Origin of the sequence: Providencia sp. PROV202 (assembly GCF_028479565.1) — a bacterium.
In the GTDB taxonomy this organism is placed as follows: domain Bacteria; phylum Pseudomonadota; class Gammaproteobacteria; order Enterobacterales; family Enterobacteriaceae; genus Providencia; species Providencia zhijiangensis.
The window spans coordinates 96,052-121,218 of sequence record NZ_JAMPNV010000021.1; the positions used below are offsets into that span (position 1 = coordinate 96,052).

Annotated in this window: 19 protein-coding genes; 5 read left to right on the top strand and 14 right to left on the bottom strand. The window is 43.8% G+C overall.

Annotation, left to right across the window (positions count from 1 at the left end; all coding sequences use genetic code 11):
- Nucleotides 1-43: 43 nt before the first annotated feature.
- The 8 genes from carB to ribF form a co-directional block, all read right to left on the bottom strand.
- A complete protein-coding gene (gene carB / locus PR799_RS16060; RefSeq protein ID WP_272522748.1) occupies nt 44-3,265 on the bottom strand; it encodes a carbamoyl-phosphate synthase large subunit in 3,222 nt (1,073 codons plus the stop codon).
- Between the two features lie 14 nt (nt 3,266-3,279).
- Entirely contained in the window at nt 3,280-4,443 is a 1,164-nt protein-coding gene (gene carA / locus PR799_RS16065; RefSeq protein WP_272522749.1) for a glutamine-hydrolyzing carbamoyl-phosphate synthase small subunit, read from the bottom strand.
- 448 nt (nt 4,444-4,891) lie between these two features.
- Nucleotides 4,892-5,713, bottom strand: a complete 822-nt coding sequence (dapB, locus tag PR799_RS16070; RefSeq protein WP_272522750.1) for a 4-hydroxy-tetrahydrodipicolinate reductase — start codon at nt 5,711-5,713, stop codon at nt 4,892-4,894.
- A gap of 224 nt (nt 5,714-5,937) precedes the next feature.
- Entirely contained in the window at nt 5,938-6,891 is a 954-nt protein-coding gene (gene ispH, locus PR799_RS16075) for a 4-hydroxy-3-methylbut-2-enyl diphosphate reductase (RefSeq protein WP_132496157.1), read from the bottom strand.
- Nucleotides 6,872-7,342, bottom strand: a complete 471-nt coding sequence (gene fkpB / locus PR799_RS16080) for an FKBP-type peptidyl-prolyl cis-trans isomerase (RefSeq protein WP_154628328.1) — start codon at nt 7,340-7,342, stop codon at nt 6,872-6,874. Before fkpB ends, ispH begins: the two co-directional genes overlap by 20 nt.
- Before the next feature lie 102 nt (nt 7,343-7,444).
- The gene (lspA, locus tag PR799_RS16085; protein ID WP_036950306.1) at nt 7,445-7,948 is read right to left on the bottom strand and encodes a signal peptidase II; all 504 of its coding nucleotides are present in this window, start codon (nt 7,946-7,948) and stop codon (nt 7,445-7,447) included.
- Nucleotides 7,948-10,758 carry an isoleucine--tRNA ligase gene (gene ileS / locus PR799_RS16090; protein WP_272522753.1) on the bottom strand — a complete coding sequence of 937 codons (2,811 nt, stop codon included), beginning with the start codon at nt 10,756-10,758 and terminating at the stop codon, nt 7,948-7,950. Before ileS ends, lspA begins: the two co-directional genes overlap by 1 nt.
- 28 nt (nt 10,759-10,786) lie before the next feature.
- Nucleotides 10,787-11,725 carry a bifunctional riboflavin kinase/FAD synthetase gene (ribF, locus tag PR799_RS16095; protein ID WP_154602769.1) on the bottom strand — a complete coding sequence of 313 codons (939 nt, stop codon included), beginning with the start codon at nt 11,723-11,725 and terminating at the stop codon, nt 10,787-10,789.
- A gap of 599 nt (nt 11,726-12,324) precedes the next feature.
- Here ribF and rpsT point away from each other — a divergent pair.
- Nucleotides 12,325-12,585: a 30S ribosomal protein S20 gene (rpsT, locus tag PR799_RS16100; protein WP_036950300.1), complete on the top strand. Its 261-nt coding sequence runs from the start codon at nt 12,325-12,327 to the stop codon at nt 12,583-12,585.
- A 77-nt stretch (nt 12,586-12,662) separates the two neighbouring features.
- Here rpsT and nhaR read toward each other — a convergent pair whose 3' ends face one another.
- Both nhaR and nhaA read right to left on the bottom strand, forming a co-directional pair.
- Nucleotides 12,663-13,586: a transcriptional activator NhaR gene (gene nhaR / locus PR799_RS16105; RefSeq protein WP_154628370.1), complete on the bottom strand. Its 924-nt coding sequence runs from the start codon at nt 13,584-13,586 to the stop codon at nt 12,663-12,665.
- A gap of 190 nt (nt 13,587-13,776) precedes the next feature.
- A complete protein-coding gene (gene nhaA, locus PR799_RS16110; protein WP_154628330.1) occupies nt 13,777-14,964 on the bottom strand; it encodes a Na+/H+ antiporter NhaA in 1,188 nt (395 codons plus the stop codon).
- 393 nt (nt 14,965-15,357) lie between these two features.
- Between nhaA and PR799_RS16115 the strand changes: the two genes are divergently transcribed.
- On the top strand, nt 15,358-16,206 hold the full coding sequence (locus tag PR799_RS16115) for an EamA family transporter (RefSeq protein WP_272522755.1): 849 nt from the start codon (nt 15,358-15,360) through the stop codon (nt 16,204-16,206).
- Nucleotides 16,207-16,343: 137 nt separating this feature from the next.
- A complete protein-coding gene (locus PR799_RS16120) occupies nt 16,344-17,711 on the top strand; it encodes an amidohydrolase (protein WP_442959926.1) in 1,368 nt (455 codons plus the stop codon).
- 61 nt (nt 17,712-17,772) lie between these two features.
- On the opposite strand, the gene dnaJ is transcribed toward PR799_RS16120, so the two are convergent.
- Nucleotides 17,773-18,921, bottom strand: a complete 1,149-nt coding sequence (gene dnaJ, locus PR799_RS16125) for a molecular chaperone DnaJ (protein WP_154628333.1) — start codon at nt 18,919-18,921, stop codon at nt 17,773-17,775.
- Nucleotides 18,922-19,031: 110 nt separating this feature from the next.
- On the bottom strand, nt 19,032-20,945 hold the full coding sequence (dnaK, locus tag PR799_RS16130) for a molecular chaperone DnaK (protein WP_272522758.1): 1,914 nt from the start codon (nt 20,943-20,945) through the stop codon (nt 19,032-19,034).
- A gap of 351 nt (nt 20,946-21,296) precedes the next feature.
- Here dnaK and satP point away from each other — a divergent pair, with 351 nt between their 5' ends.
- The gene (gene satP, locus PR799_RS16135) at nt 21,297-21,863 is read left to right on the top strand and encodes an acetate uptake transporter (RefSeq protein WP_132496150.1); all 567 of its coding nucleotides are present in this window, start codon (nt 21,297-21,299) and stop codon (nt 21,861-21,863) included.
- 108 nt (nt 21,864-21,971) lie between these two features.
- Here the strand turns inward: satP and mog are convergent, their stop codons facing one another.
- Together mog and tal are read right to left on the bottom strand one after the other, a co-directional pair.
- Nucleotides 21,972-22,556 carry a molybdopterin adenylyltransferase gene (gene mog, locus PR799_RS16140; protein ID WP_272522759.1) on the bottom strand — a complete coding sequence of 195 codons (585 nt, stop codon included), beginning with the start codon at nt 22,554-22,556 and terminating at the stop codon, nt 21,972-21,974.
- A 221-nt stretch (nt 22,557-22,777) separates the two neighbouring features.
- Nucleotides 22,778-23,731, bottom strand: coding sequence for a transaldolase (gene tal, locus PR799_RS16145; RefSeq protein WP_036950279.1), 954 nt, complete (start codon nt 23,729-23,731; stop codon nt 22,778-22,780).
- A gap of 489 nt (nt 23,732-24,220) precedes the next feature.
- Between tal and yaaA the strand changes: the two genes are divergently transcribed.
- Nucleotides 24,221-24,997, top strand: a complete 777-nt coding sequence (gene yaaA, locus PR799_RS16150; protein ID WP_154628335.1) for a peroxide stress protein YaaA — start codon at nt 24,221-24,223, stop codon at nt 24,995-24,997.
- The last annotated feature ends 170 nt before the right edge of the window (nt 24,998-25,167 follow it).

Below are 25,167 nucleotides of genomic sequence, written 5' to 3' on the forward strand. Positions count from 1 at the left end.
GAGGCGATAACACCACTGGGGTTAATAATCAGCAAATCAGTGATTATTTAATTAATGCGTGCATCTCTTGTACAGAAATCACTTTATCCGTTGGGTCTGCGCTCAGAGATAATGCCGTCGCAAAGCCACCGTTGAGGGTTGTATCATAGTGAACTTTGTAACGCAGTGCGCTACCGCGAATGAGTTTTGAATCTTCAATCGCTTGGCGACCCGCAGTCGTATTCACGATGTAGTTATATTCACCATTCTTAATACGGTCTTGAATGTGCGGACGACCTTCGTGAACTTTATTCACTAAACGTGGGTTGATACCCGCTTCACCCAGGACAATCGCCGTTCCGTGAGTCGCATCTAACTCAAAACCGTGTTTCAGCAGTTTCGCTGCTAAATCAACAACTTTGGTTTTATCCCCTTCACGAACAGACAGCAGTGCGCGACCAGATTTCTTCATGGTTGAGTTGCTGCCTAACATCGCTTTAGCAAATGCTTCAGCAAATGTGCGACCAACCCCCATCACCTCACCCGTTGAGCGCATTTCTGGCCCGAGGATTGGGTCAACACCTTGGAACTTGTTGAATGGCAGAACCACTTCTTTGACTGAGTAGTAAGGTGGAATGACTTCTTTAGTCACACCTTGCTGAGTCAGTGTTTGACCCGCCATAACACGCGCGGCGACTTTCGCTAGTGGTACGCCTGTTGCTTTAGAAACAAATGGCACCGTTCTTGCGGCACGCGGGTTCACTTCAATTAGGTAAACTTCATTATTCTTCACCGCGAACTGGACGTTCATCAGACCGCGAACGCGTAATTCGAATGCCAGACTGCGCACTTGTTCACGCATCACATCCTGAATCTCTTGGCTTAATGTATAAGCTGGCAGTGAACATGCCGAGTCACCAGAGTGAACACCCGCTTGCTCAATGTGCTCCATAATTCCGCCAATCAGCACCATTTCACCGTCGCAAATTGCATCCACATCAACTTCAATCGCATCATCAAGGAATCGGTCTAATAGGACTGGTGCATCGTTAGACACACTCACCGCGGTTTGGAAGTAGCGACGCAGGTCAACTTCGTCATAAACGATTTCCATCGCACGACCACCCAGTACATAAGATGGACGAACCACCAGCGGGTAACCGATACCAGCGGCTTTTTCAACAGCTTGTTCGATAGTTGCAACAGTCGCATTTTGTGGCTGTTTCAAGTTTAGGCGGTTAACCGCTTGCTGGAAACGCTCACGGTCTTCTGCACGGTCAATCGCATCTGGGCTAGTACCAATAACCGGCACACCCGCTGCTTCCAGAGCTCGAGCTAATTTCAGTGGCGTTTGACCACCGTACTGAACAATCACCCCTTTCGGCTGTTCGATGCGAACGATCTCTAACACATCTTCCAGTGTCACGGGTTCGAAATAGAGGCGGTCAGACGTGTCATAGTCTGTTGAAACCGTTTCTGGGTTACAGTTGACCATGATGGTTTCATAACCATCTTCACGCAGCGCTAATGAAGCGTGTACGCAGCAGTAGTCGAATTCGATACCTTGTCCGATACGGTTTGGACCGCCACCTAATACCATGATTTTTGGTTTATCATTGTTCGGATTGGATTCGCATTCGTCTTCATAAGTGGAGTACATGTATGCAGTGTCGGTTGCAAACTCAGCCGCACAGGTATCTACACGCTTATAAACCGGATGTAAATCATAGCCTTGACGTAACTTACGTAATTCCGCTTCAGACACACCCACTAAACTTGCTAAGCGCGCATCCGCAAAACCTTTGCGCTTCAGTTGGCGTAAGAAATCTTTAGTCAGACCGTTGATACCTAACTCTGCCACTTCGTTTTCTAAACGCACCAGCTCTTCAATTTGCACTAAGAACCAGCGGTCGATATTGGTCAGGTTGAAGATACCATCGATAGATAGGCCTGCGCGGAATGCATCAGCGATGTACCAAATACGGTCAGAGCCCGCATCTTTCAGTTCGCGACGAATGCGAGTTAACGATTCTGGGTCGTCCTGGCTCACTTTCGGGTCGAAGCCAGTTGCGCCCACTTCCAGTCCACGCAGCGCTTTTTGCATAGATTCTTGGAATGTGCGACCGATAGCCATCACTTCACCCACTGATTTCATTTGGGTGGTCAGACGGTCATTGCTGCCTGCGAATTTCTCGAAGTTAAAGCGAGGAATTTTGGTTACAACGTAGTCGATAGATGGCTCAAATGACGCAGGAGTACGACCTCCTGTGATGTCATTCATCAGCTCATCAAGGGTGTAACCGACTGCTAATTTGGCAGCGATTTTAGCGATTGGGAAGCCCGTTGCTTTTGACGCGAGTGCGGATGAACGAGAAACACGTGGGTTCATCTCGATAACAATTAAGCGACCATCTTTCGGGTTAACCGCGAACTGAACGTTAGAACCCCCAGTTTCAACACCGATTTCACGCAGTACTGCCATCGAGGCATCACGCATGATTTGATATTCTTTATCTGTCAGTGTTTGCGCAGGCGCGACGGTGATGGAGTCACCAGTGTGAATTCCCATTGCGTCGAAGTTTTCAATGGAGCAGACGATGATGCAGTTATCTTTCTTATCGCGTACCACTTCCATTTCGTACTCTTTCCAACCAATTAACGACTCATCGATTAACAATTCGTTAGTTGGGGATAAATCTAAGCCTCGAGTACAGATTTCTTCAAATTCTTCGCGGTTATACGCAATACCGCCACCGGAACCCCCCATTGTGAACGATGGACGAATGATACACGGGAAACCAACATCATCAGCGACGGCGTTAGCTTCTTCCATTGTGTGTGCGATACCTGAACGTGCTGTGCCTAAACCGATTTTTTTCATCGCTTTATCAAAGCGTTGACGGTCTTCTGCTTTATCAATCGCGTCCGCAGTCGCACCAATCATGGTCACGCCAAATTCAGCCAGTACACCTTGACGCTCAAGCTCAAGGGCGCAGTTCAGCGCGGTTTGTCCACCCATGGTTGGTAATACTGCATCTGGGCGCTCTTTTTCAATGATTTTACGTACCACTTCCCAGTGAATTGGCTCGATGTAGGTTGCATCCGCCATTTCTGGGTCAGTCATGATAGTTGCTGGGTTCGAGTTCACCAGAATAACGCGGTAGCCTTCTTCTCTCAGCGCTTTACACGCTTGCGCACCTGAATAGTCAAACTCACACGCTTGGCCGATAACAATCGGGCCCGCACCGAGGATCAGAATGCTTTTAATATCTGTACGTTTTGCCATTTTCTTGCTCCCGATTATTTTGCGTTTGAACGTGGTGTGTTTTGACGGTATTCGTTGATTAAATCAATGAAGTGGTCAAAAAGACCTGCGGCATCATGAGGACCAGAACTGGCTTCTGGGTGACCTTGGAAACTGAATGCCGGTTTGTCTGTGCGATGGATGCCTTGTAAGGTGCCATCAAACAGCGATTTGTGTGTCACACGCAATGTGTCGGGTAGTGTGGATTCATCAACCGCAAAACCGTGGTTTTGAGCAGTGATCATCACCACGTCTTTGTCTAAATCTTTAACTGGGTGGTTAGCACCGTGGTGACCAAACTTCATCTTCATGGTATTCGCGCCGCTTGCTAATGCCAGCAATTGGTGACCTAAGCAGATGCCAAATACTGGAATTTCAGTTTTTAAGAATTCTTGGATAGCGTTGATAGCGTAGTCACAAGGGGCTGGGTCGCCAGGGCCGTTTGATAAGAAAATCCCATCTGGGTTCATCGCTAACACCGTTTCTGCTGGCGTTGTTGCTGGAACTACGGTTAAGCGGCAACCACGGTCAACTAACATACGCAGAATATTACGCTTTGCACCAAAATCGTAAGCAACGACGTGTAATGGCAGCTCATCTTCTTTACTTGCAGCAGGTTGCCCTTCTTCTAAGTTCCAAGAGCGTTGAGTCCAGCTGTAAATCTCTTTGGTGCAAACTTCTTTTGCTAAATCTAAACCATTTAAACCTGAGAAGCTGCGTGCTTTTTCTAAAGCCATCGCCGCATCTGGGTTATCCCCTGCGATGATACAACCGTTTTGTGCGCCTTTTTCTCTTAACAAGCGAGTTAGTTTGCGCGTGTCGATATCCGCGATAGCCACCACATTGTGGCGTTTCAGATATTCAGACAAGCCTTCCTGACCACGAAAGTTACTGTAGATTAATGGTAAGTCGCGAATGATAAGGCCTTGAGCATGTACGTTAGGAGATTCTTCGTCATCAGCATTAGTGCCGACATTACCAATATGGGGATAAGTGAGAGTAACAATTTGGCGGGAATAGGAAGGGTCAGTAATTATTTCTTGATATCCGGTCATTGAAGTATTGAAAACGACTTCTCCAATAGCGGCCCCTTCAGCACCAATGGCGCGCCCGTGGAATTGGGTTCCGTCTTCCAGAACCAATATAGCTGACTTAATCAAAACATCCTCCGGAGAATAATCAATCATATTTTTTGCATATTAATTCAGATTTTGCGATCTAAATCAATGCCAAAATGAGTTTTTAAGCAAATTTTTGGCAAATTGCGCGCATTCTAATGATGGGATAGAGTCTTGTCTAGAAAAAAATGCATTTTTTTCACTTTTAGCTTACTTTTTTGCATTCTTACCTGTTTTTTCTATAGAAGGCTAATGAAATAACTATTCATGGGTAAAAAAGCAAACGGTTAATAGCGAAGAAAAGTGCAAAATGGATAATAGCGCAGACAAGGGAGGATCTAAAGTGCAATTTTTGAGTAAAAGAGAGACAAAACAGCACAAAGACAATGAAAAACAAGAGCAACAATTAGATTAAACAAACAAACAATTATAAACCAGAGACTTCAAATGAAGCCATCTGATTTTAAACAAGAAATTATTTTATAAAAAACTACAAATTATCAAGATTAAGGACATCTTTCATATTGTATAGGCCATCTTTCTTGCCATTAACCCAAGACGAGGCTCTTATCGCACCTTTAGCAAAGGTCATACGACTGGAAGCCTTGTGACTTATTTCTACACGTTCGCCAATATCAGCAAACATCGCAGTGTGCTCACCAACAATATCGCCAGCACGTACCGTAGCAAAACCAATCGTGCCCGGTTCACGCTCTCCGGTATAACCTTCACGTGCATACACCGCGCACTCTTTCAAATCTTTTCCTAATGCATCCGCGATAGATTCCCCCATCGCCAGTGCAGTACCAGAAGGGGCATCGACTTTATGACGATGATGCGCTTCAATAATTTCAATATCGGTGTAATCTCCCATCACTTTCGCCGCTTTTTCCAGTAATTTCAGCACCAGATTTACACCAACGCTAAAGTTGGCAGCGAAGACAATTGGGATAGATTTTGCAGCTTCTGCAATCGCCAGTTTTCCTTGTTCATCAAACCCTGTAGTTCCGATGACCATGCCTTTTTGGTGAGATTGACAGAATGCTAAGTACTGTAAGGTGCCTTCAGGGCGAGTGAAATCAATCAGTACATCAAAATCATTAACCACGGAATTTAGATCGCTAACGACTTTCACACCAATTAGCCCAATTCCCGCCAGTTCACCCGCATCTGTGCCAATAAGCGAAGAGCCTTCACGCTCAATGGCTGCGCCAAGTTGAATTCCGTTTTGCTCTTGTGCTGCTTGAATTAATTGGCGCCCCATGCGCCCACCCGCACCGACAATCGCAACGCGTACAGTTGAATCTGCCATTTTTGATCCTTTCGTAAATTTTTGAGGCGAAAACCAAAATAAAATCTTGGTTATACCTTAAAGAAACTTGAATCGGGACGCCAGCACTAATCTGGAGATATTAATAAAACCGTAGAGAGGGGGATGATTATCAGAAAAAATTGTATTGGGATGGAATAGAATGCTGAAAAACAGAAAATAGCAGCGGCTACATCAGCCGCTACTATAATAATAAAATCAATGTATTAGTTAATCTCTTTAACGTCCACACGCAACTCTTTTGGCACTTCAAAAACGATATTCTCTTCTCGTCCTTGTAGCTCCACCACGGAGTCTGCACCCAGCTCTTTAAGTCTATCAATCACTTGGCGGACTAAAATATCCGGCGCGGATGCCCCCGCTGTCAATCCGATAATTTTCTTATCTTTTAACCACTCGGTTTGAATATCTTCTGCACCATCAATCAGAAATGCCGCTTTCCCCATTCGAGACGCTAATTCCGCCAAACGGTTTGAGTTGGACGAATTTTTCGAACCGACGACTAACACAATATCGGCTTTCTCTGCTAACTCACGCGCGGCTTCTTGGCGATTCGTGGTTGCATAGCAAATATCGTCTTTACGAGGCCCCACAATATTTGGGAATCGACGGGTGAGCGCATCAATCACATCAGAGGTATCATCCACCGAAAGCGTCGTTTGCGTCATAAAACTCAGGTTGTTTTCATCTTTTACCTGTAGCTTCCAAACGTCTTCTGGGCTTTCAACAAGATACATTCCCCCTTCAGGGTTATTGTATTGCCCCATTGTCCCTTCCACTTCAGGGTGCCCGGCGTGACCGATTAAAATCGCTTCTTTACCTTTACGGCTGGCGCGAGCCACTTCCATATGCACTTTAGTCACTAATGGGCAGGTCGCATCAAATAGCATGGTTAAATCGCGGGAACGGGCTTCTTGACGAATGGCTTGTGAAACGCCATGCGCTGAGAAAATCAGAATAGAGCCATCAGGAACTTCAGAGATTTCTTCAATGAAGATAGCGCCACGCTGGCGTAAATCATCAACCACATAGCGGTTATGTACCACTTCATGGCGAACGTAAATCGGTGCGCCATAAATTTCTAAGGCACGTTCAACAATACTGATTGCACGGTCAACACCCGCACAAAATCCACGAGGATTAGCCATTAATATTTGCATGGTGACTCTCCAATTGTGGGTCTATTTCTAGAACTTCAATTTCAAAGGTGATTTGTTGCTCAGCAAGAGGATGGTTAAAATCAACAGTAATTGATTCCCCTTCGATAGCTTTCACGACGCCCGGCATTTCGCTCCCATTCATGCCCGTAAACAGCATGATGGTACCAATTTCAGGGATCCCCGTTTCCATAAAATCACGCAATGAAAAATATTGCACTAAGTCTGGATTATGTTTCCCGAATACCGTATCCCCTGCTAAGGAAAATGTTTTCTTTTCACCTGCAGATAGCCCAATCAGTTGGGCTTCTAATTCTGGCGACAGTGAATCATTTCCAAGAGCAAACAACGCAGGCTTTCCTTGTGCGTGAGAAGAATCCGCCGTGGAGCCATCTTCTAATTTCAGAGTGAAATGCAGTAAAACAGAACTCTGCGCCTGTATTTGAGTAGACATAATCTAAACCTGTTTTTTATCATAAAGTTCAGCCCGACTATCGTCGGGCTGAGATGATTAATATGCAATATTGGGTTTTATCAACCTATCGCGCTATCTGTTCTATTTAGCATCTTGCTGTTTGGGTTTATCCGGCAAAAAGCCTTCAAAAATCACCAACGCCGCACCGATACAAATGGCCATATCCGCCAAGTTGAAGGTCGGCCAGTGCCAGTTGCCAACATAAAAATCAATGTAGTCAACCACAAAGCCATGCACTAAACGGTCAAATAAATTACCGATCGCACCACCAATAATTAACGCATAAGCAATATTGCTCAGGCGTTTTTTCACACTTTGACGATACATCATCACCATTAACGTAATGGAGATGGCAATAGCTATTCCAGCAAAGAACCAGCGCTGCCAGCCGCCTTTATCCGCCAGAAAACTGAATGCCGCACCAAAGTTTTGAGCGTACATAAGGTTAAAGTACGGAATTAAAGGGTGTGGGTCGTACAGAGTTAGCTCTTTTAAGACCAATTGCTTAATTGCTAAATCTGCAACGATAATCACAACCGTCAGCCACAGCCAACGCAAACCAGTAGAACAAATAGGTGTCTTCATTAAGCAAACTTACGTAATTCACCGTTTCCGGCTACGTTAGTCACACAGCGACCACAGATTTCAGGTTGTTCTGCCGCTGCACCAATATCACTTGCATAATGCCAGCAACGAGGACATTTTTCCCCAGCCGCTTTACTGAAAGCAATTTTCAGGCCTTTCAGTTCACTGTCTTGTGCATCCGCAGGCGCCGTTGCAATATCAGCCACATTCGCTTGAGATGTTAACAGCGCAAAACGCAGTTCATCACCTAAGCTATTTAACTTAGCGGCTAATGTGCTATCTGCATATAACGTTACCGAGGCTTCTAACGAACCACCAATGTGCTTATCTGTACGCGCTTGTTCCAGCACTTTGTTGACTTCACCACGTACGGCTAACAGTTCAGACCAAAAACCATCATTCATCGCTTCTGATTCGTCTAAACCAAACAAACCGTTATACCACTCTTCAGTGAGAACGAACTGAGCGCGTTTGCCAGGTAATTCGTTCCAAATTTCATCAGACGTGAAGGACAGAACCGGTGCAATCCAACGAACCAATGCTTCCACGATATGGAACAGTGCAGTTTGGCAGCTACGGCGAGCAACGCTATCACTTTTCGCGGTGTACTGGCGGTCTTTGATAATATCCAGATAGAACGAGCCCATCTCGATAGAGCAGAAATGCATTAAGCGTTGGATAACACCTAAGAAATCATACTCATCGTACGCTTTCGTAATCTCTTTCTGTGCTTCTAATGCACGACCAACCGCCCAGCGATCTAACACCACCATATCTTCTGGTTTCACCATATCAGTTTCTGGGTTGAAACCATTTAAGTTTGCCAGTAAGAAACGCGCGGTATTACGAATACGGCGATAAGAGTCCGCTGCACGTTTTAAAATTTCATCAGATACCGCGATTTCGCCCGTATAGTCAGTTGATGCCACCCACAAGCGCAGGATATCAGCGCCCAGTTTGTTCATCACATCTTGCGGACTAACTGTATTACCTAAAGATTTAGACATCTTACGACCTTGACCATCAACGGTAAAACCGTGGGTCAGAACTTGGCGGTAAGGTGCTTTACCTTTCATCGCAGTAGACAGCATCAGAGAAGACATGAACCAACCACGGTGTTGGTCAGAACCTTCCAAATACATATCCGCAGAGTTGCCATGGAATTCAGGACGGGCATCAACCACAGCAAAGTGGGTCGATCCTGAATCGAACCAAACGTCTAATGTGTCTGGTACTTTACGATAAGTTTCAGCATCAGCGCCCAGCAATTCAGCAGGATCTAAATCCCACCATGCTTGGATACCATCAACTTCAACGCGCTTAGCGACTTCTTCCATCAGCTCTAAAGTACGCGGATGCAGTTCTTCAGTCTCTTTGTGCACGAATAACGACATTGGAGTACCCCAAGTACGTTGACGTGAAATACACCAGTCAGGACGGTTTTCAACCATTGACTCGATACGTGCACGACCCCAACCTGGGATCCACTGAACAATGTCGATCTCTTTCAGAGATTGTTCACGCAGACCGTTTTTATCCATGCCGATAAACCATTGTGGTGTCGCACGGAAAATAACTGGGGTTTTATGGCGCCAGCAGCATGGGTAGCTGTGAGAAATCGCTTTTTTATACATCAGTAAGCCTTTCTCATTCAGGATTTCCAGCACCACATCGTTAGCTTTGAAAATAAATAAACCGTCTAATGTTGGGTAGGTATTTGGTAAAAAGCAGCCATCTGGCCCTACTGGGTTCGCCGTTTCTAAACCATATTTTTGTCCAACAACGTAGTCTTCAGGACCATGGCCTGGCGCTGTATGTACCGCACCTGTACCCGCATCTAGCGTGACGTGGTCGCCTAAAATTGCAGGAACATCAAAGCCCATAAATGGATGCGCGAAACGCAGTAACTCTAATGCGCTACCTTCACACTCGCCTAATACTGTCCATGACTCAATACCGACAGTCTTCATGACTTCTTCAACTAAGTCAGTTGCCAGAATGACTAAATCGCCATTCGCATCCACCAGAGAGTATTTGAACTCTGGGTTCAGAGAGATTGCACGGTTAGCTGGTAACGTCCAAGGCGTTGTTGTCCAGATCACTAAAGATGGCGTTTTATCACTAGATACACCAAATTTTTCGCAAACAGCTTTGCTATCTACAGCAGGGAAGCGAACGTAGATAGATGGAGATGTTTTGTCATAATATTCGACTTCCGCTTCAGCCAATGAAGAACCGCATGCGGTACACCAGTGAACGGGTTTTGCCCCTTTCACTAAATGGCCATTTGCAACGGTTTTCGCCAACGCACGGATGATGTTCGCTTCGGTTTTAAAATCCATGGTCAGGTAAGGTTTGTCCCACTCCCCCAACACACCTAAGCGGATAAAATCAGCTTTTTGCCCTTCAATTTGCTCTTTGGCATATTCACGGCATTTTGCACGAAATTCAGCGGCGGAAACTTTTTCCCCTGGTTTACCTACGATTTGTTCAACTTTGTGTTCAATAGGTAAGCCATGGCAATCCCAACCAGGGATGTATGGGGAATCAAAGCCCGCCAGCCCTTTGGATTTAATAATAATATCTTTGAGAATTTTGTTTACTGAGTGACCAATATGAATACTGCCGTTAGCATACGGAGGACCATCGTGCAGAATAAAGGTTTTCTTGCCCGATTTTGCTTTACGGATTGCCTGATACAAACCTTCTTTGTACCAGCGCTCTAACATCTGTGGTTCGCGTTTAGCGAGATCGCCACGCATTGGGAACCCTGTTTCTGGTAGATTCAGGGTATTTTTATAGTCACTCATCGATTCTCAGTTCCAATTTTCCGCTAAATTATCTGATTCCAATTGCTGCGAGATACTCTCTGGCTGCAACTACATCATTAGCAATTTGCTCCTTCAGCGCGTCCAACGAAGCAAACCGCTGTTCGTCACGTAATTTTTTACGTAACACAACATCAATATGACGCCCATATAAATCCATATGTGCATCAATCAGATGGACTTCTAACTGGGTACCTTTTCCAGATACCGTTGGGCGTGTGCCAATGTTTGCCACGCCCGGTACAGGCTTATCGCCCAGACCATGAACTTCTACAGCATACACGCCAGTCACGGGTGTGACTAAACGTTTTAACGGTAGGTTTGCTGTCGGAAAACCTATCGTACGACCTAGCTGATTACCGTGAACCACACGCCCACTAATGCGGTATGTGTGACCTAATAAATTTTCAGCTAATGTCAGATCATTGTTTTGTATCGCTTTACGGATTGCAGTGCTGCTGACGCGCACACCAGAATCACAAAAGCTTTCTGTGTCTGCGACTTCAAAACCAAACTTTTGACCGGCTTGCTGTAAAAAAGAAAAATCACCCATCCGATTTTTTCCGAACCGGAAATCATCACCGATGGCGAGATATTTCACACCGAGTTTGTCAACTAACAAGTCAGACACAAAAGCATCGGGTGTTAATGAGGCAAAATGCTGGTTAAATTCCACACATAACAGATAATCGACCCCGCTATCAGCAAGGTACTTCACTTTATCTCTTAGGCGTGTCAAACGCGCAGGAGCCTTATCACCCGTAAAAAATTCAAGGGGTTGTGGTTCAAAGATCATCACAACAGTTGGTAAACCTAACTGTTTACCCTTGAGCTTCAAATTTTGAAGTAATACTTGGTGCCCACGATGAACACCATCAAAATTACCAATAGTCAGTACGCAACCATGATGGTACGACCGGATATTTTGTATACCGCGAATTAGCTCCATAACTGGCTCAATACCGAGGAAATTGCAGGATTATACCTTGTACGACGCATAAGGTTAACCTAAGTTCGTAAAAGCTTTCATTAAACCCTATTTTTTTGATCACTACACTATTTAATCAGATGATTTTACACTGCTAAGCATCTTTCTGCACGACACTGCGCTGCTGAATCTGATCATTGTCGATAGGTAAATCAAAAAAGTTTGGATAACCAATAGATTATCAATACAACAAATTGGCGCGGAGATCTCTAAAAATATTTAATTTTTATAGTTTTCTTATCATCCATTTTGTATAACAAACCCAAGTGTATAAAAAACACTCTATTTATAATTCAATTTCATCTTGATGCACGTTTGATATCACTAAAAAAATTTTTTCTGAAAAATGATTTAAAATATCTTCTATCAATTATGCTTTTTTTCACGCGCAGATCTGTATTCTTCTGATATTTGCTGATAGAATCTTGCACCATTCACAACGCATTGACATCGAAGTACACGATGTTTATTTGCACAAATCCATTGACAAATGAAGGGCGAAAGGGCATATTCCTTGACCTTTAAATTGTCCTCAATAGAATACATTTGGGAGTTGGACCTTGGCTAATATCAAATCAGCTAAGAAACGTGCCGTTCAATCAGAGAAACGTCGCCAGCACAACGCTAGCCGTCGCTCTATGGTACGTACTTTTATTAAGAAAGTTTACCTTGCTATCGCTGCAGGCGATAAAGAAGCAGCTCAGAAAGCATTCAATGACATGCAACCTCTTGTTGATCGCCACGCTAGCAAAGGCCTGATCCACAAAAACAAAGCAGCACGTCATAAAGCTAACTTAGTTGCTCAAATCAAAGCAATGTAATTTCGCTTCTTGATTATAAAAAACCGGCTTAGGCCGGTTTTTTTGTCTGCTAATTTCTTGCCTTACACTTTCGTGCTCTAAACTTTCTGTTCTAAATTATCGAACGGCGCTGAAAATAACTCAGAAAAATCTTTGTTGCAGACACGTTGTACTGCTGGGTGCTGGATCATTCTTTCCGCAAAAATCACGTAATACTCTTCTTTAACGCTATCTAAGCGGCCAATTTCTTGCACTTCATTATCAGCAAAAATGTCTTTTGCATATAAAGATGGCGCCACAAAAATTGCATTGTGATACATCCCGAATGCTTTCATTAATGCTGCATCATCAAACTCACCAAGTACTTCAACTTGCAGGTTTTTATTGCGGATCCATGTTAATAAATGGCGGCCTAACATCGAACGACGCCCTGGAATTAATAATCTGCGCTCTTCTAGACATTCAGGAAATGGTTTCTTCGGTACTGGATGACGGCAGAAAAAACTGACGCTGCATTCGCCTAATTTAACGGAGAACAAGCCCTCTTGCTGTGAAGAGTCCACAGGGCAATCCGACAAAATCATATCCAGCTTGTGCTGGCTCAATTGCTCTAATAACAGCTCATGAGTCGATTCAAAGCAACGTAAATGAATTTGCTCATGTTCGACAACTGCCGTTTCTAGTACACGACTGACTAAACGTTTCGATAATGCGTCAGCCACACCCACATCAAACAGCAGGTTAGATTCTCGGCTGTAGTTGACGATATCCAACATTTCTTGGCTGAGCATAAACATTTTGTCAGCATAACGAAAAATCAGTTGTCCCAGCTCAGAAGGCACTAGCCCTCGACCTTGGCGTTTAAATAATTTTCCACCTAACCGTTCTTCGAGTGCTTTAATTTGCCCAGTAATTGTCTGTGGAGTCAGGTAAAGAGCCTCAGCAGCACCGACAACAGAGCCTTCTTTGCAAACATGCCAGAAATAGTAAAGGTGGTTAAAATTAAGATGTGAAACCCGCATATCGATTCCTTTTGTATCGCCAATAATGACCGCAGTACCTAATGACCACAGTACATACTGACCATACGCTTTACCCGTACCCCGTAATCGGGAGTTATAAGTTAAAATACCCGCAGTATGCAACTCATACCGCGGGCATATCATAGAAGATTAACTCGAAAATTCTTACTAATAATTACGTCTATTATGTTTATTTTGCATCGCTGTGCGAAACTTTTGGTTTCGGTAACACTACCCTTAACATAAAGTACCCTAACAATGCTGCTGTTGTTGAACCGATTAAAATACCCAGTCTCGAGTAGGTACTATACACTTCATCAAGCCCTTCAAACGCTAGGCCTGTGATAAAAATAGACATAGTAAAACCGATACCACAAAGCACAGAAACAGCAAACACTTGCTTCAAGTTAATCGATGCTGGCAATTTAGCCAACCCTACTTTTACCGAAATCCAACTAAATAAGAAAATACCGACTGGTTTGCCCAGTATCAAACCCGCTGCGACGCCAAGTGGTAATGGGCTCATTAAGCCATCAAGAGTGACGCCATTGAGCTGTACGCCTGAATTTGCAAATGCAAAGATAGGCAAAATGAGATAAACAACCCAAGGGTGCAGCACATGCTCTAACTCTTCCGACGGTTTTGTATTATTAGTCCCTCTTAATGGAATTAAGAAACCAACAATCACTCCCGCTAGAGTGGCATGAACACCTGATTTCAAAATACAGACCCACAAGATTAAGCCAATCACTAAGTAAGCTGCGGTGTTTTCAACTCGTCGCCAGTTCATTAGGCAGAGAATTGCCACACACAGTGCTGCTAAACTCAATGCGACGACAGAAACTGAGCTCGTATAGAAAAAGGCAATAATCACAATGACACCAAGATCATCAATGATAGCTAATGCCAATAAAAACACTTTGAGCTCCGTAGGAACACGCTTACCTAATAACGCCATCACACCCAACGCAAATGCAATATCTGTTGCTGCAGGGATAGCCCACCCTTGACGAGTAATATCATCAGCACCATTAAACGCTAAGTAAACTAACGCTGGTGCAATCATTCCCCCCACAGCTGCAATTGCTGGAAATATCGCTTTATCACGTCCTGCCAGGGATCCTTCTAATAACTCGCGCTTTACCTCTAAACCAACAACCAGGAAAAACACGGCCATTAAGAAATCATTAATCCATAGAATCAGAGGCTTATCTAATTCAAATGTTGAGATTTTAATAGCTACCGGAATATCTAAAAATTGCTGATAAGCTCCCTGTAATGGCGTATTAGCCATTATTAAAGCGACAATGGCAGCAATAATTAGGAGTAGCCCTCCTGCTGCTTCTAACTTTAAAAATTTACGAATAATTGCTGTCATATGAATAACCTCAAAAAATATTTTTGAATGTTAATATTATGATAATCATTAATTCGTAAAAAATCGTTTATTTATCCATTAATGATCGTAATTTCCGAGTATTTAACAATCGAGATCACGACGAATGATAATAAATCGTTAATTTAACTATAGGTGACTATTCTAAAAACCAACAATAAATTTACTGAGTAAAGCGCTTTAAAAATTCAACTTTTTTAGAGACTAATGAAAAATGACCATTATCGATAGTCCAAAAAATCGTTTATTTTTTTATTTTCGAAGCCCTTCGCAAAAATAAAAGTACCTGCCCTCTCTTCCTTGCGTGCCTCTTCATAAAAAAGGCGCTTTATGTGATACTCGACCCCCCTTAGGCAATCACTATCTCTCTATATTATGTCCCTATACGTTCTGCTTTCTGTGCTGTTTGCCGCGTTTTGCCATGCCAGTTGGAATGCTCTGGTGAAATTTGGTAATGACCGCTTCTTTGGTTTGGTGATGATTGCCGTTTTTTCTGGGGTTTTAACTATTCCAGCCCTCTTTTGGTTTGGGCTACCGTCTCCTGATGCCGTCCCATGGTTAGCTTTGTCAGTACTATTTCACATCGGTTATATCTATTTTCTCAGCCAAGCATACAACCATGGTGATCTCAGCCAGATTTACCCTATTTCTCGCGGCTCAGCCCCGTTAATCACCGCGTTATTAAGTATTGTTTTATTTAATGAATCCTTACCATTTATGAGTTTTGTAGGGATTGTTTTTATTATTTCAGGGGTGGTAGCCATCGCGTTTGCAGGTCGAAAATTCTCTTTGAACATCAAAGGTAAAGCCCTTATCTTTGCGCTGTGTACCGCCTTCTTTACCGCCTGTTATACCCTCTCGGATGGATATGGCGCGAGAGCCAGCCAAGATCCTGTTGTTTATACCCTATGGCTGTTTTTATTAAATGGCGCAGTACTCGCCATTCCCGGAGTGATGAAATACAAACGTTCGCTACTGCACGGATTTAGACAATATTGGCGCTCAGGTTTACTTGGTGGATTAATGCAGCTAATCAGTTACGGCATCGCAATCTGGGCAATGAGCCAAGCGCCAATCGTACTCGTTGCTGCTATTCGCGAAACTAGCGTCCTTTTCGCTATGTTTCTTTCCATTGTATTTCTTAAAGAGAAATTTAATGGAATGCGAGTCTTCGCCTGTATTGTCATCTTACTTGGGGTGTTACTGGCGAAACTATCCAGTTAAGATAGTGGTGCTTAGAATATGAGTTTTACATCTTATATTTGATACCCATAATATTTGATACCAATAACTTTTAGCCCTATTTTTCATTGAGTCATGAGGTAAGAATGACATTACTCCGATCTCTCGTTGCCATGTCGATGATGGCAGCACCTATCGCGGCACTTGCCACCACTCCAGCGGATTTAATGATTGTTGATGGTACCGTTTTGACGATGGATACCAATAATCAAGTTATTGAGAATGGAACCGTTGTTATTGATAAAAATAAAATTATCGCAGTCGGTGGCCCTGAGCTTGCCACGCAATATACCGCAAAAAAACAGCTAAATGTTGATGGCGATATAGTCATGCCTGGGTTAATCAATACCCATACTCACGCATCAATGACCGTTTTTCGTTCCCTTGCTGACGATGTCCCCGACCGTTTGCACCGCTATATCTTCCCATTAGAGAGCAAGATGGTTTCCCGTGAGATGGTGCGAGTAGGCGCTAACTTAGCCAATGTCGAGATGGTCAAAGGTGGTGTCACGACTTACGTGGATATGTTCTATTTCGAAGACGAGGTTGCAAAAACTGTCGATAAAATTGGTATGCGTGCGATCCTTGGGGAATCTGTGATCAAATTCCCTGTTGCTGATGCTAAAAATGCAGATGAAGGTATCGCTTATGCCGTGAATTTTATCAACCAATACAAAGACCACCCTCGCATTACGCCAGCTTTTGCTCCTCACGCACCTTATACCAACACCACTGAGCATCTACAAAAAATCGCTAAGCTTTCTCAAGAACTTAATGTTCCAGTGATGATCCACTTAGCAGAAACCGATCGAGAACAGGAAGAAATTGCCAAACGTACTGGCGGCAAAAGCCCGGTTCAATATATGGCAGATATCGGCGCCCTGAATAACAAAGTGATTGCCGCTCATGCCATTATGGTTGATGAAACCGATATCGACCTGCTCAAACAGTATGATGTCGGTGTGGCTCATAATGTCAGTGCGAATACCAAATCAGCTAAAGGTGTTGCTCCAGTGACTGCAATGTTAGCAAAAGGAGTTCGTGTAGGCTTAGGAACCGATGGCCCGATGTCCAGCAATACCTTAACGACCATGAACGAACTAAATTTGGTGGGTAAAATTCATAAGCTCGAAAATAAAGATAGAGCTGCAATGCCGCCCATTACCGTGGTTGAATTAGCGACCAAAGGCTCCGCGAAAGCCATTCACATGGAAGATAAGTTAGGCTCTTTAGAAGCGGGGAAATTGGCGGATATCATCGTTGTCGATACAAAATCACCCAATATGGTACCGATGTATAGCCCTTATGCCGCACTGGTTTATGGGGCGAATGCTTCCAATGTGCGCCATACCATTGTGGACGGAAATCTATTAATGGAAGACCGCAAAGTGCTCACCGTTGATGAGAATGCGATTGTGAAAGAAGCCCTACAATTTGCTGATCAAGTTCGTAAAACCGTGGTTGCTAGCGGTGAAACAGTGAAATAAAAAAATGGCTGATTCAGTATTTCACTGGATCAGCCATGATTCTTAACTTAGCGATCAACCATTATTTATTGGTTAAATCATCAAAGAATTTTTTCACGCCATCTAAGAAGCGTTTTGAACGTGGGCTATTTTTCTCGCCACCCGTACCGCCTAACGACTCACCAAACTCTCTGAGTAACTCTTTTTGTTTCTCATTCAATTTGACTGGGGTTTCAACAACAATGTGACACATTAAGTCACCTTGCATACCACCACGTACTGACTTCACGCCCTTACCTTTCATACGGAACGTTTTGCCTGTTTGGGTTTCCGCAGGAATTTTCAGTTTAACACGACCATCCAGGGTTGGGACTTCAATTTCGCCACCCAGCGCTGCTGCCGCAAAGTTGATTGGCACTTCGCAATGTAAGTTATTACCATCACGCTCAAAAATATCGTGAGGTAAAACATGCATTTGAACGAATAAATCCCCTGCTGGTGCACCATTCGCGCCGGCTTCACCTTCACCGGATAAACGAACGCGATCCCCCGTATCAACCCCTGCTGGGATCTTAACGGATAAGGTTTTGTATTTCTCAACGCGACCTTGGCCATGACATTTGTTGCATGGGTCTTTGATGACTTTCCCGCGACCATGACAGGTTGGGCAAGGTTGTTGTACCGAGAAGAAACCTTGACGCATGTGTACTTGGCCCATACCGTGACAGGTTTGGCACGTATCTGCGCTAGTACCCGGTTTTGCACCGCTACCGTGGCACACGTCACAGCTTTCAAGCGTTGGAATACGGATCTCTTTGGTCACTCCACGGACTGCTTCTTCAAGAGTCAGTTCCATGTTGTATTGCAGATCAGAACCACGGCTTGGGCGCTGTTGACGACGACCGCCACCAAAGATGTCACCGAAGATGTCACCAAAAATATCACTGTTGAAATCGCCGCCACCAAAGCCGCCGAATCCACCGCCGCCGCCCATACCGCCTTGCTCAAACGCAGCATGACCATATTGGTCGTAAGCGGCACGTTTTTGCTCATCGGACAGGATTTCGTAAGCTTCTTTTATCTCTTTAAATTTCTCTTCAGATTCATCTTTGTTTTCCTGATTACGGTCAGGATGGTATTTCATTGCTAAGCGCTTGTACGCTCGCTTGATGTCTTTATCTGAAGCATTTTTTTCGAGGCCTAGAACCTCATAAAAATCTCTTTTCGCCATTTATTTTTCCCTTAACATGCAGACACGGGCGCAGAGTTCCCTCAACGCCCGTGTCCGGTATCAGTCACTATTTAACATTATTGCGATAGTCACTGCGCCCGCTAAGGGCCTTATTTTTTGTCTTTGTCGTTAACTTCTTCGAATTCAGCGTCAACTACATCGTCATCTTTCTTCGCTTCTGCACCTGCACCCGCAGCGCCCGCTTGAGCTTGTTGCTGTGCAATTTCCAGAAGTTTCGCCGATGCCGTTACCAGCGCTTGGATTTTCGCTTCAATTTCAGCTTTATCTTCACCTTTAGAAGCCGCTTCTAATTCTGAAGTTGCTTTCTCGATGTTCGCTTTATCTTCAGCTGGTAATTTATCGCCTGCTTCTTCGATTTGTTTACGAGTACCGTGAATCAGTTGGTCTGCTTGGTTACGAACCTGAACTAACTCTTCAAATTTACGGTCTGCTTCAGCGTTAGCTTCTGCATCACGTACCATTTTTTCGATTTCTTCGTCGTTCAGACCAGAAGACGCCTTAATGGTGATGTTTTGCTCGCGGCCGCTGTTTTTGTCTTTAGCAGAAACGTGCAGGATACCATCCGCATCGATGTCAAAAGTCACTTCGATTTGTGGCATACCGCGTGGCGCAGCTTGAATACCATCTAAGTTAAACTGACCCAGTGATTTGTTATCACTCGCACGTTTACGCTCACCTTGCAGTACGTGAATGGTCACGGCTGCTTGGTTATCTTCCGCAGTAGAGAACACTTGGCTGTGTTTAGTTGGGATTGTGGTGTTCTTCGAAATTAACGAAGTCATCACGCCACCCATGGTTTCAATACCTAAAGACAGTGGAGTTACGTCAAGTAACAGAACGTCTTTAACATCACCGGCTAACACACCGCCTTGCACTGCAGCACCCATTGCAACGGCTTCGTCTGGGTTCACGTCTTTACGTGGCTCTTTACCGAAGAAATCAGCAACAACTTTCTGAACCATTGGCATACGAGTCTGACCACCAACTAAGATAACGTCGTTGATGTCACCTACGCTTAAACCAGCATCTTGCAGAGCAACTTTAACTGGCTCCATAGAACGTTTAACTAAATCTTCTACCAGTGACTCCAGTTTTGCACGAGTCACTTTGATGTTCATGTGTTTTGGACCTGTCGCATCCGCAGTGATGTATGGCAGGTTAACGTCAGTTTGTTGAGCAGAAGACAGCTCAATTTTTGCTTTTTCAGCAGACTCTTTCAGACGTTGCATTGCCAGTGGATCGTTACGCAGATCAACACCTTGTTCTTTCTTAAACTCATCAACTAAGTAGTTGATTAAACGAGTATCGAAGTCTTCACCACCTAAGTGAGTGTCACCGTTGGTTGCCAGAACTTCATACGTTTTTTCGCCATCAACTTCATCGATTTCGATGATTGATAAGTCGAATGTACCACCACCTAAGTCGTAAACCGCGATAGTACGGTTGCCAACTTCTCTATCTAAACCGTAAGCCAGTGCAGCTGCTGTTGGTTCGTTGATGATACGTTTTACTTCTAAACCAGCGATACGACCCGCATCTTTGGTTGCTTGACGCTGAGCATCGTTAAAATAAGCTGGAACAGTGATAACCGCTTCAGTTACTGGTTCACCCAGATAGTCTTCCGCTGTTTTCTTCATTTTTTTCAGCACTTCAGCAGAAACTTGTGGCGGTGCCATTTTTTGGCCTTTCACATCTAACCACGCATCACCGTTATCAGCCGCTACAATTTTGTATGGCATGATAGATACGTCGCGCTGAACTTCTTCGTCTTGGAAACGACGACCGATCAAACGTTTGATCGCAAATAATGTATTTTCTGGGTTAGTGACAGCCTGACGTTTTGCTGGCTGACCAACTAAAATTTCACCATCTTGTGTATATGCAATGATGGAAGGAGTAGTTCTATCACCCTCGCTGTTCTCAAGAACACGCGCAGTAGTGCCATCCATAATTGCAACGCATGAGTTAGTTGTACCTAAATCGATACCAATAATTTTACCCATTTAAAACGCCTCCAAAGGAATTCTTTTCATTTAATTTCGATATCAATCTATATAAGGCTCAATATTTCATTTTCAAGGGAGTTTTTACTTCAACCTTGATTTTTTTTGCAACCTTACATCTTTTGCAATTCGCAATAATTTAGATTGATAACTGTTGATGTCTTAAAGATGGGGTCACAAATTCATTCATCAAGGGGGAAAACTAAAAAAGTTTTACATTTAATGCAAAAAAACCCGTCTCTTGATCATTGTTTCGACAATTAAAACTGCGTATTATGCGCCTCCCCGTCCTACGGGGCTACAAATATTCATTATATCTATTTGATTTTTAAATACTTTACCAGAGGTTATATGCAATCTAGTTCGCTTGCCAATCCAGGCCCACTCGGTTTATTGGGCTTTGGTATGACAACAATCCTGCTGAATATTCACAATGCAGGCTTTTTCCCTCTCTCATCTGTAATTTTAAGTATGGGAATTTTCTATGGTGGTATCGCGCAAGTGATTGCTGGGCTTATTGAATATAAAAAAGGCAATACGTTCGGCGCAACTGCATTTACCTCTTATGGCTTCTTTTGGCTTGCGTTAGTCGGTCTGCTGTTTTTACCGACCATGGGATTAGCCGAAGCAACTGACCCTGCGTTTTTAGGGATGTTCCTGCTTTTATGGGGGATCTTTACTTTCTTTATGTTCTTAGGCACCTTCAAAGCAAATTTCGTACTGCAATTTATTTTCGGCAGCTTAACCGTACTGTTTGCAATGTTAGCGGTGGGTAATTTAACCAACGATGCCACGCTGCTTCAATATGCGGGCTATGAAGGAATTATCTGCGGTGCGAGCGCGTTCTATCTGGCTGTCGCAGAGATCTTAAATGAGCAATATGGCAGAACGATCCTGCCAATTGGTCAGCGCAGCTAAGTTTATATACGGCTAAGTTGATAGACCGTTAAGCTAAATAGGCAGAAAGAAAACTGTAACAAGAATTATCAGGCAGACATGACGCTCTGCCTGATTTTTTAGAAGGGATTACACGGCAGTGCGAATAGCCGACTTTGGCCGGAAAGCTTTAACGACGCTTTCGTCCGTTTCAATATAAGGGCCATCGAGTAATTGAATACAGTATGGCACACTAGCAAAAATGCCTGATACCAGCACATTTCCTTCTTTATCTTTCAGCCCTTCTAAGGTTTCAGCAATCGCCTTTGGCTGTCCCGGTAAGTTTAAAATCAGTGACTGATTGCGGATCACGCCAACTTGGCGAGATAAAATCGCCGTTGGCACGAACTTCAGGCTAATTTGGCGCATCTGCTCACCAAAGCCAGGCATTTCGCGATCGGCAACCGCAAGCGTTGCATCCGGAGTGACATCGCGGCGAGCAGGCCCCGTACCACCAGTGGTCAGGACTAAATGACATGAAAATTCATCCACCAGCTCACACAACGTTTGCTCTATCATGACTTGCTCATCAGGGATCAAACGAGTTTCTAAACGAAAAGGGGTGGTAATGGTTTTCGTTAGCCACTCTTCCAGTGCTGGGATCCCTTTATCTTCGTAGATACCGCCTGAAGCACGATCAGAAACCGATACCAGACCTATGCGCAACTCATTCATACAAACCTCAAAAATTAATCATTAAAATTCGTTCATTTGGCGAGAAAATACTAACTCAATTAATACCAAGCCAATAATGATAAACATGGTGCATCATACCATGAGGTCGAATGCCTGACAGCGTCGTGTTTGTGTCGAAATGTGGAATTGAGAGTTTAATCAATGAAAAAACAGCATAAAAAAACCCAGCCGATTGACTGGGTTTTCTAAGAAAAAAGAAATTACAGCAGAGCTGCGATCATTTTTTCCAGTTTTTCTTGGTCTACAGCAAACTTACGGATACCGTCAGACAGTTTATCAACCGCCATTGGATCTTGGTTATGCTGCCAGTAGAACTCAGCTTCAGTCAGTTTAGCGCCTGGCTCTTGAGTTTTACCTTCATCTTTCAGTTTACAAACCAATTCGCCTTGTGATTCAGACAGCTCTTTCAGCAGTGCTGGAGAGATAGTCAGGCGGTCACAACCTGCCAGCTCAATGATTTCACCCACGTTACGGAAGCTTGCGCCCATCACGACGGTTTTATAACCATGTGCTTTATAGAAGTTGTAGATTTCAGTCACAGAAACCACGCCTGGATCTTCATGTGCAGCAAACTCTTTTTTATCTGTGTTTGCTTTGTACCAGTCAAGGATACGACCTACGAATGGAGAGATCAGATAAACACCAGCTTCCGCACAAGCACGCGCTTGAGCAAAAGAGAATAATAAAGTTAAGTTACAGTTGATGCCTTCTTTTTCCAGTTTTTCCGCCGCGCGGATACCCTGCCAAGTAGAGGCTAATTTGATCAAAATGCGATCGTTGCTGATACCAGCTTCGTTGTACATTTTCATCAAACGGCGAGCTTTAGTAATACACGCTTCTTCATCATAAGAAAGACGTGCATCCACTTCTGTTGAAATACGACCTGGGACTAATTTCAGAATTTCCAAACCGATATTAACAGCCAGTTTGTCACATGCATCGACAACTTGTTGTTCACGGTTATTGCTTTGCTTACGCGCCCACTCTACCGCTTCATCAATTAATTTACGGTACTCAGGAATTTGTGCAGCATTTAAAATCAGCGATGGGTTAGTCGTCGCATCTTGTGGTTTGTACAGCTTCATCGCTTCGATGTCGCCAGTGTCGGCAACAACAGTTGTCAGACTACGTAAGGAGGTTAGTTTGTCGGTCATTTCTTTAATCTCGTTGTTATACCCGTCATATTTCAAGTTGTAGGGGTGTTGGCTGCGCTCACTCATCCTAGTCACATACTTGTGTATGCTCCTAGGAATTCGATTTCTTGCCGCCTACCTACCACTTGAACTATTTAGGGTGAACCCGTCATGCTTCAAGTTGTAGGGCTGTTGGCTACGCTGATTAGCCACACATCTGCAACTCAAACTACTTTGTGTATTATTAAGGAATTGAGGCTAGCGCCGCACCGTCCCATGATAATATCACGCATCTACGTTGCTGCAAGCGAGGAAATATCCTTGAAAGCAACTATTTGATCAGCAATCGTTTTCGCGGTATCCCTAGAGACTGAATGCATTTAGCTAGGTTGAATAATCTCATCAGTAAACCAGATAACCATCATAAGCGCGACTTATTACAGCGATTCGCTATTTCATCTGATTTTTTGTTAAAGTAACAGGTAAATTTACTATCATAAGGGTTAAGTTATGCTGATTACTATTTCACCTGCCAAAACATTAGACTACGAAAGCCCGCTCGCCATCGACACGTTTACTCAACCCGAGCTCCTCGCTGAGTCTGAAAAGCTGATTAAAACATGCCGAAAACTCACTCCAGCGGACATCGCAAGCTTAATGAAAATTAGCGATAAACTTGCAGGGCTGAATGCAGCACGCTTTGGTGAATGGCAGCCAAACTTTACCCCAGAAAATGCACGCCAAGCCATCCTCGCCTTCAAAGGGGATGTGTATACTGGCATGCAAGCCGAAACGTTTTCGCCCGCTGATTTTGAATTTGCTCAGCAACATTTACGTATGTTGTCCGGCCTGTATGGTGTGCTGCGTCCATTAGACTTAATGCAGCCTTATCGCTTGGAAATGGGAATTCGCCTTAAAAACAGCCGTGGTAAAGACTTATATGAATTCTGGGGAGATATCATCACTCAGCATTTAAATAAAGCACTGGCGGCGCAAGGGGATAATATCCTTGTTAATTTAGCATCTGATGAATATTTTAAGTCTGTGAATACCAAAAAATTGGACGCTGAAATTATCAAACCCATTTTCTTAGATGAGAAAAATGGTAAATATAAAGTCATCAGTTTTTATGCAAAAAAAGCTCGCGGATTAATGAGCCGTTTTATTATTCAAAATAAACTGACTAAATCCGAACAGCTATCTGACTTTAATTTAGAAGGCTACCGATTTGATAAAGCACAGTCGAAAGGTAATGAATTAGTCTTTACTCGCCCTGAACAAGCCTAATCATAGGCTCACTTTGTTGGCTTATGGGGAATGCATCACACCCTATAAGCCTCATACTCAACATGTGATATTTTATTTCAAATCCCCGTCACAATCTGGCGATAAAATAATCATTTCTTAAGCTGTATAGCATTCTTTCACCAGTGAGCTCGACAGAGTTATGCCAAAAT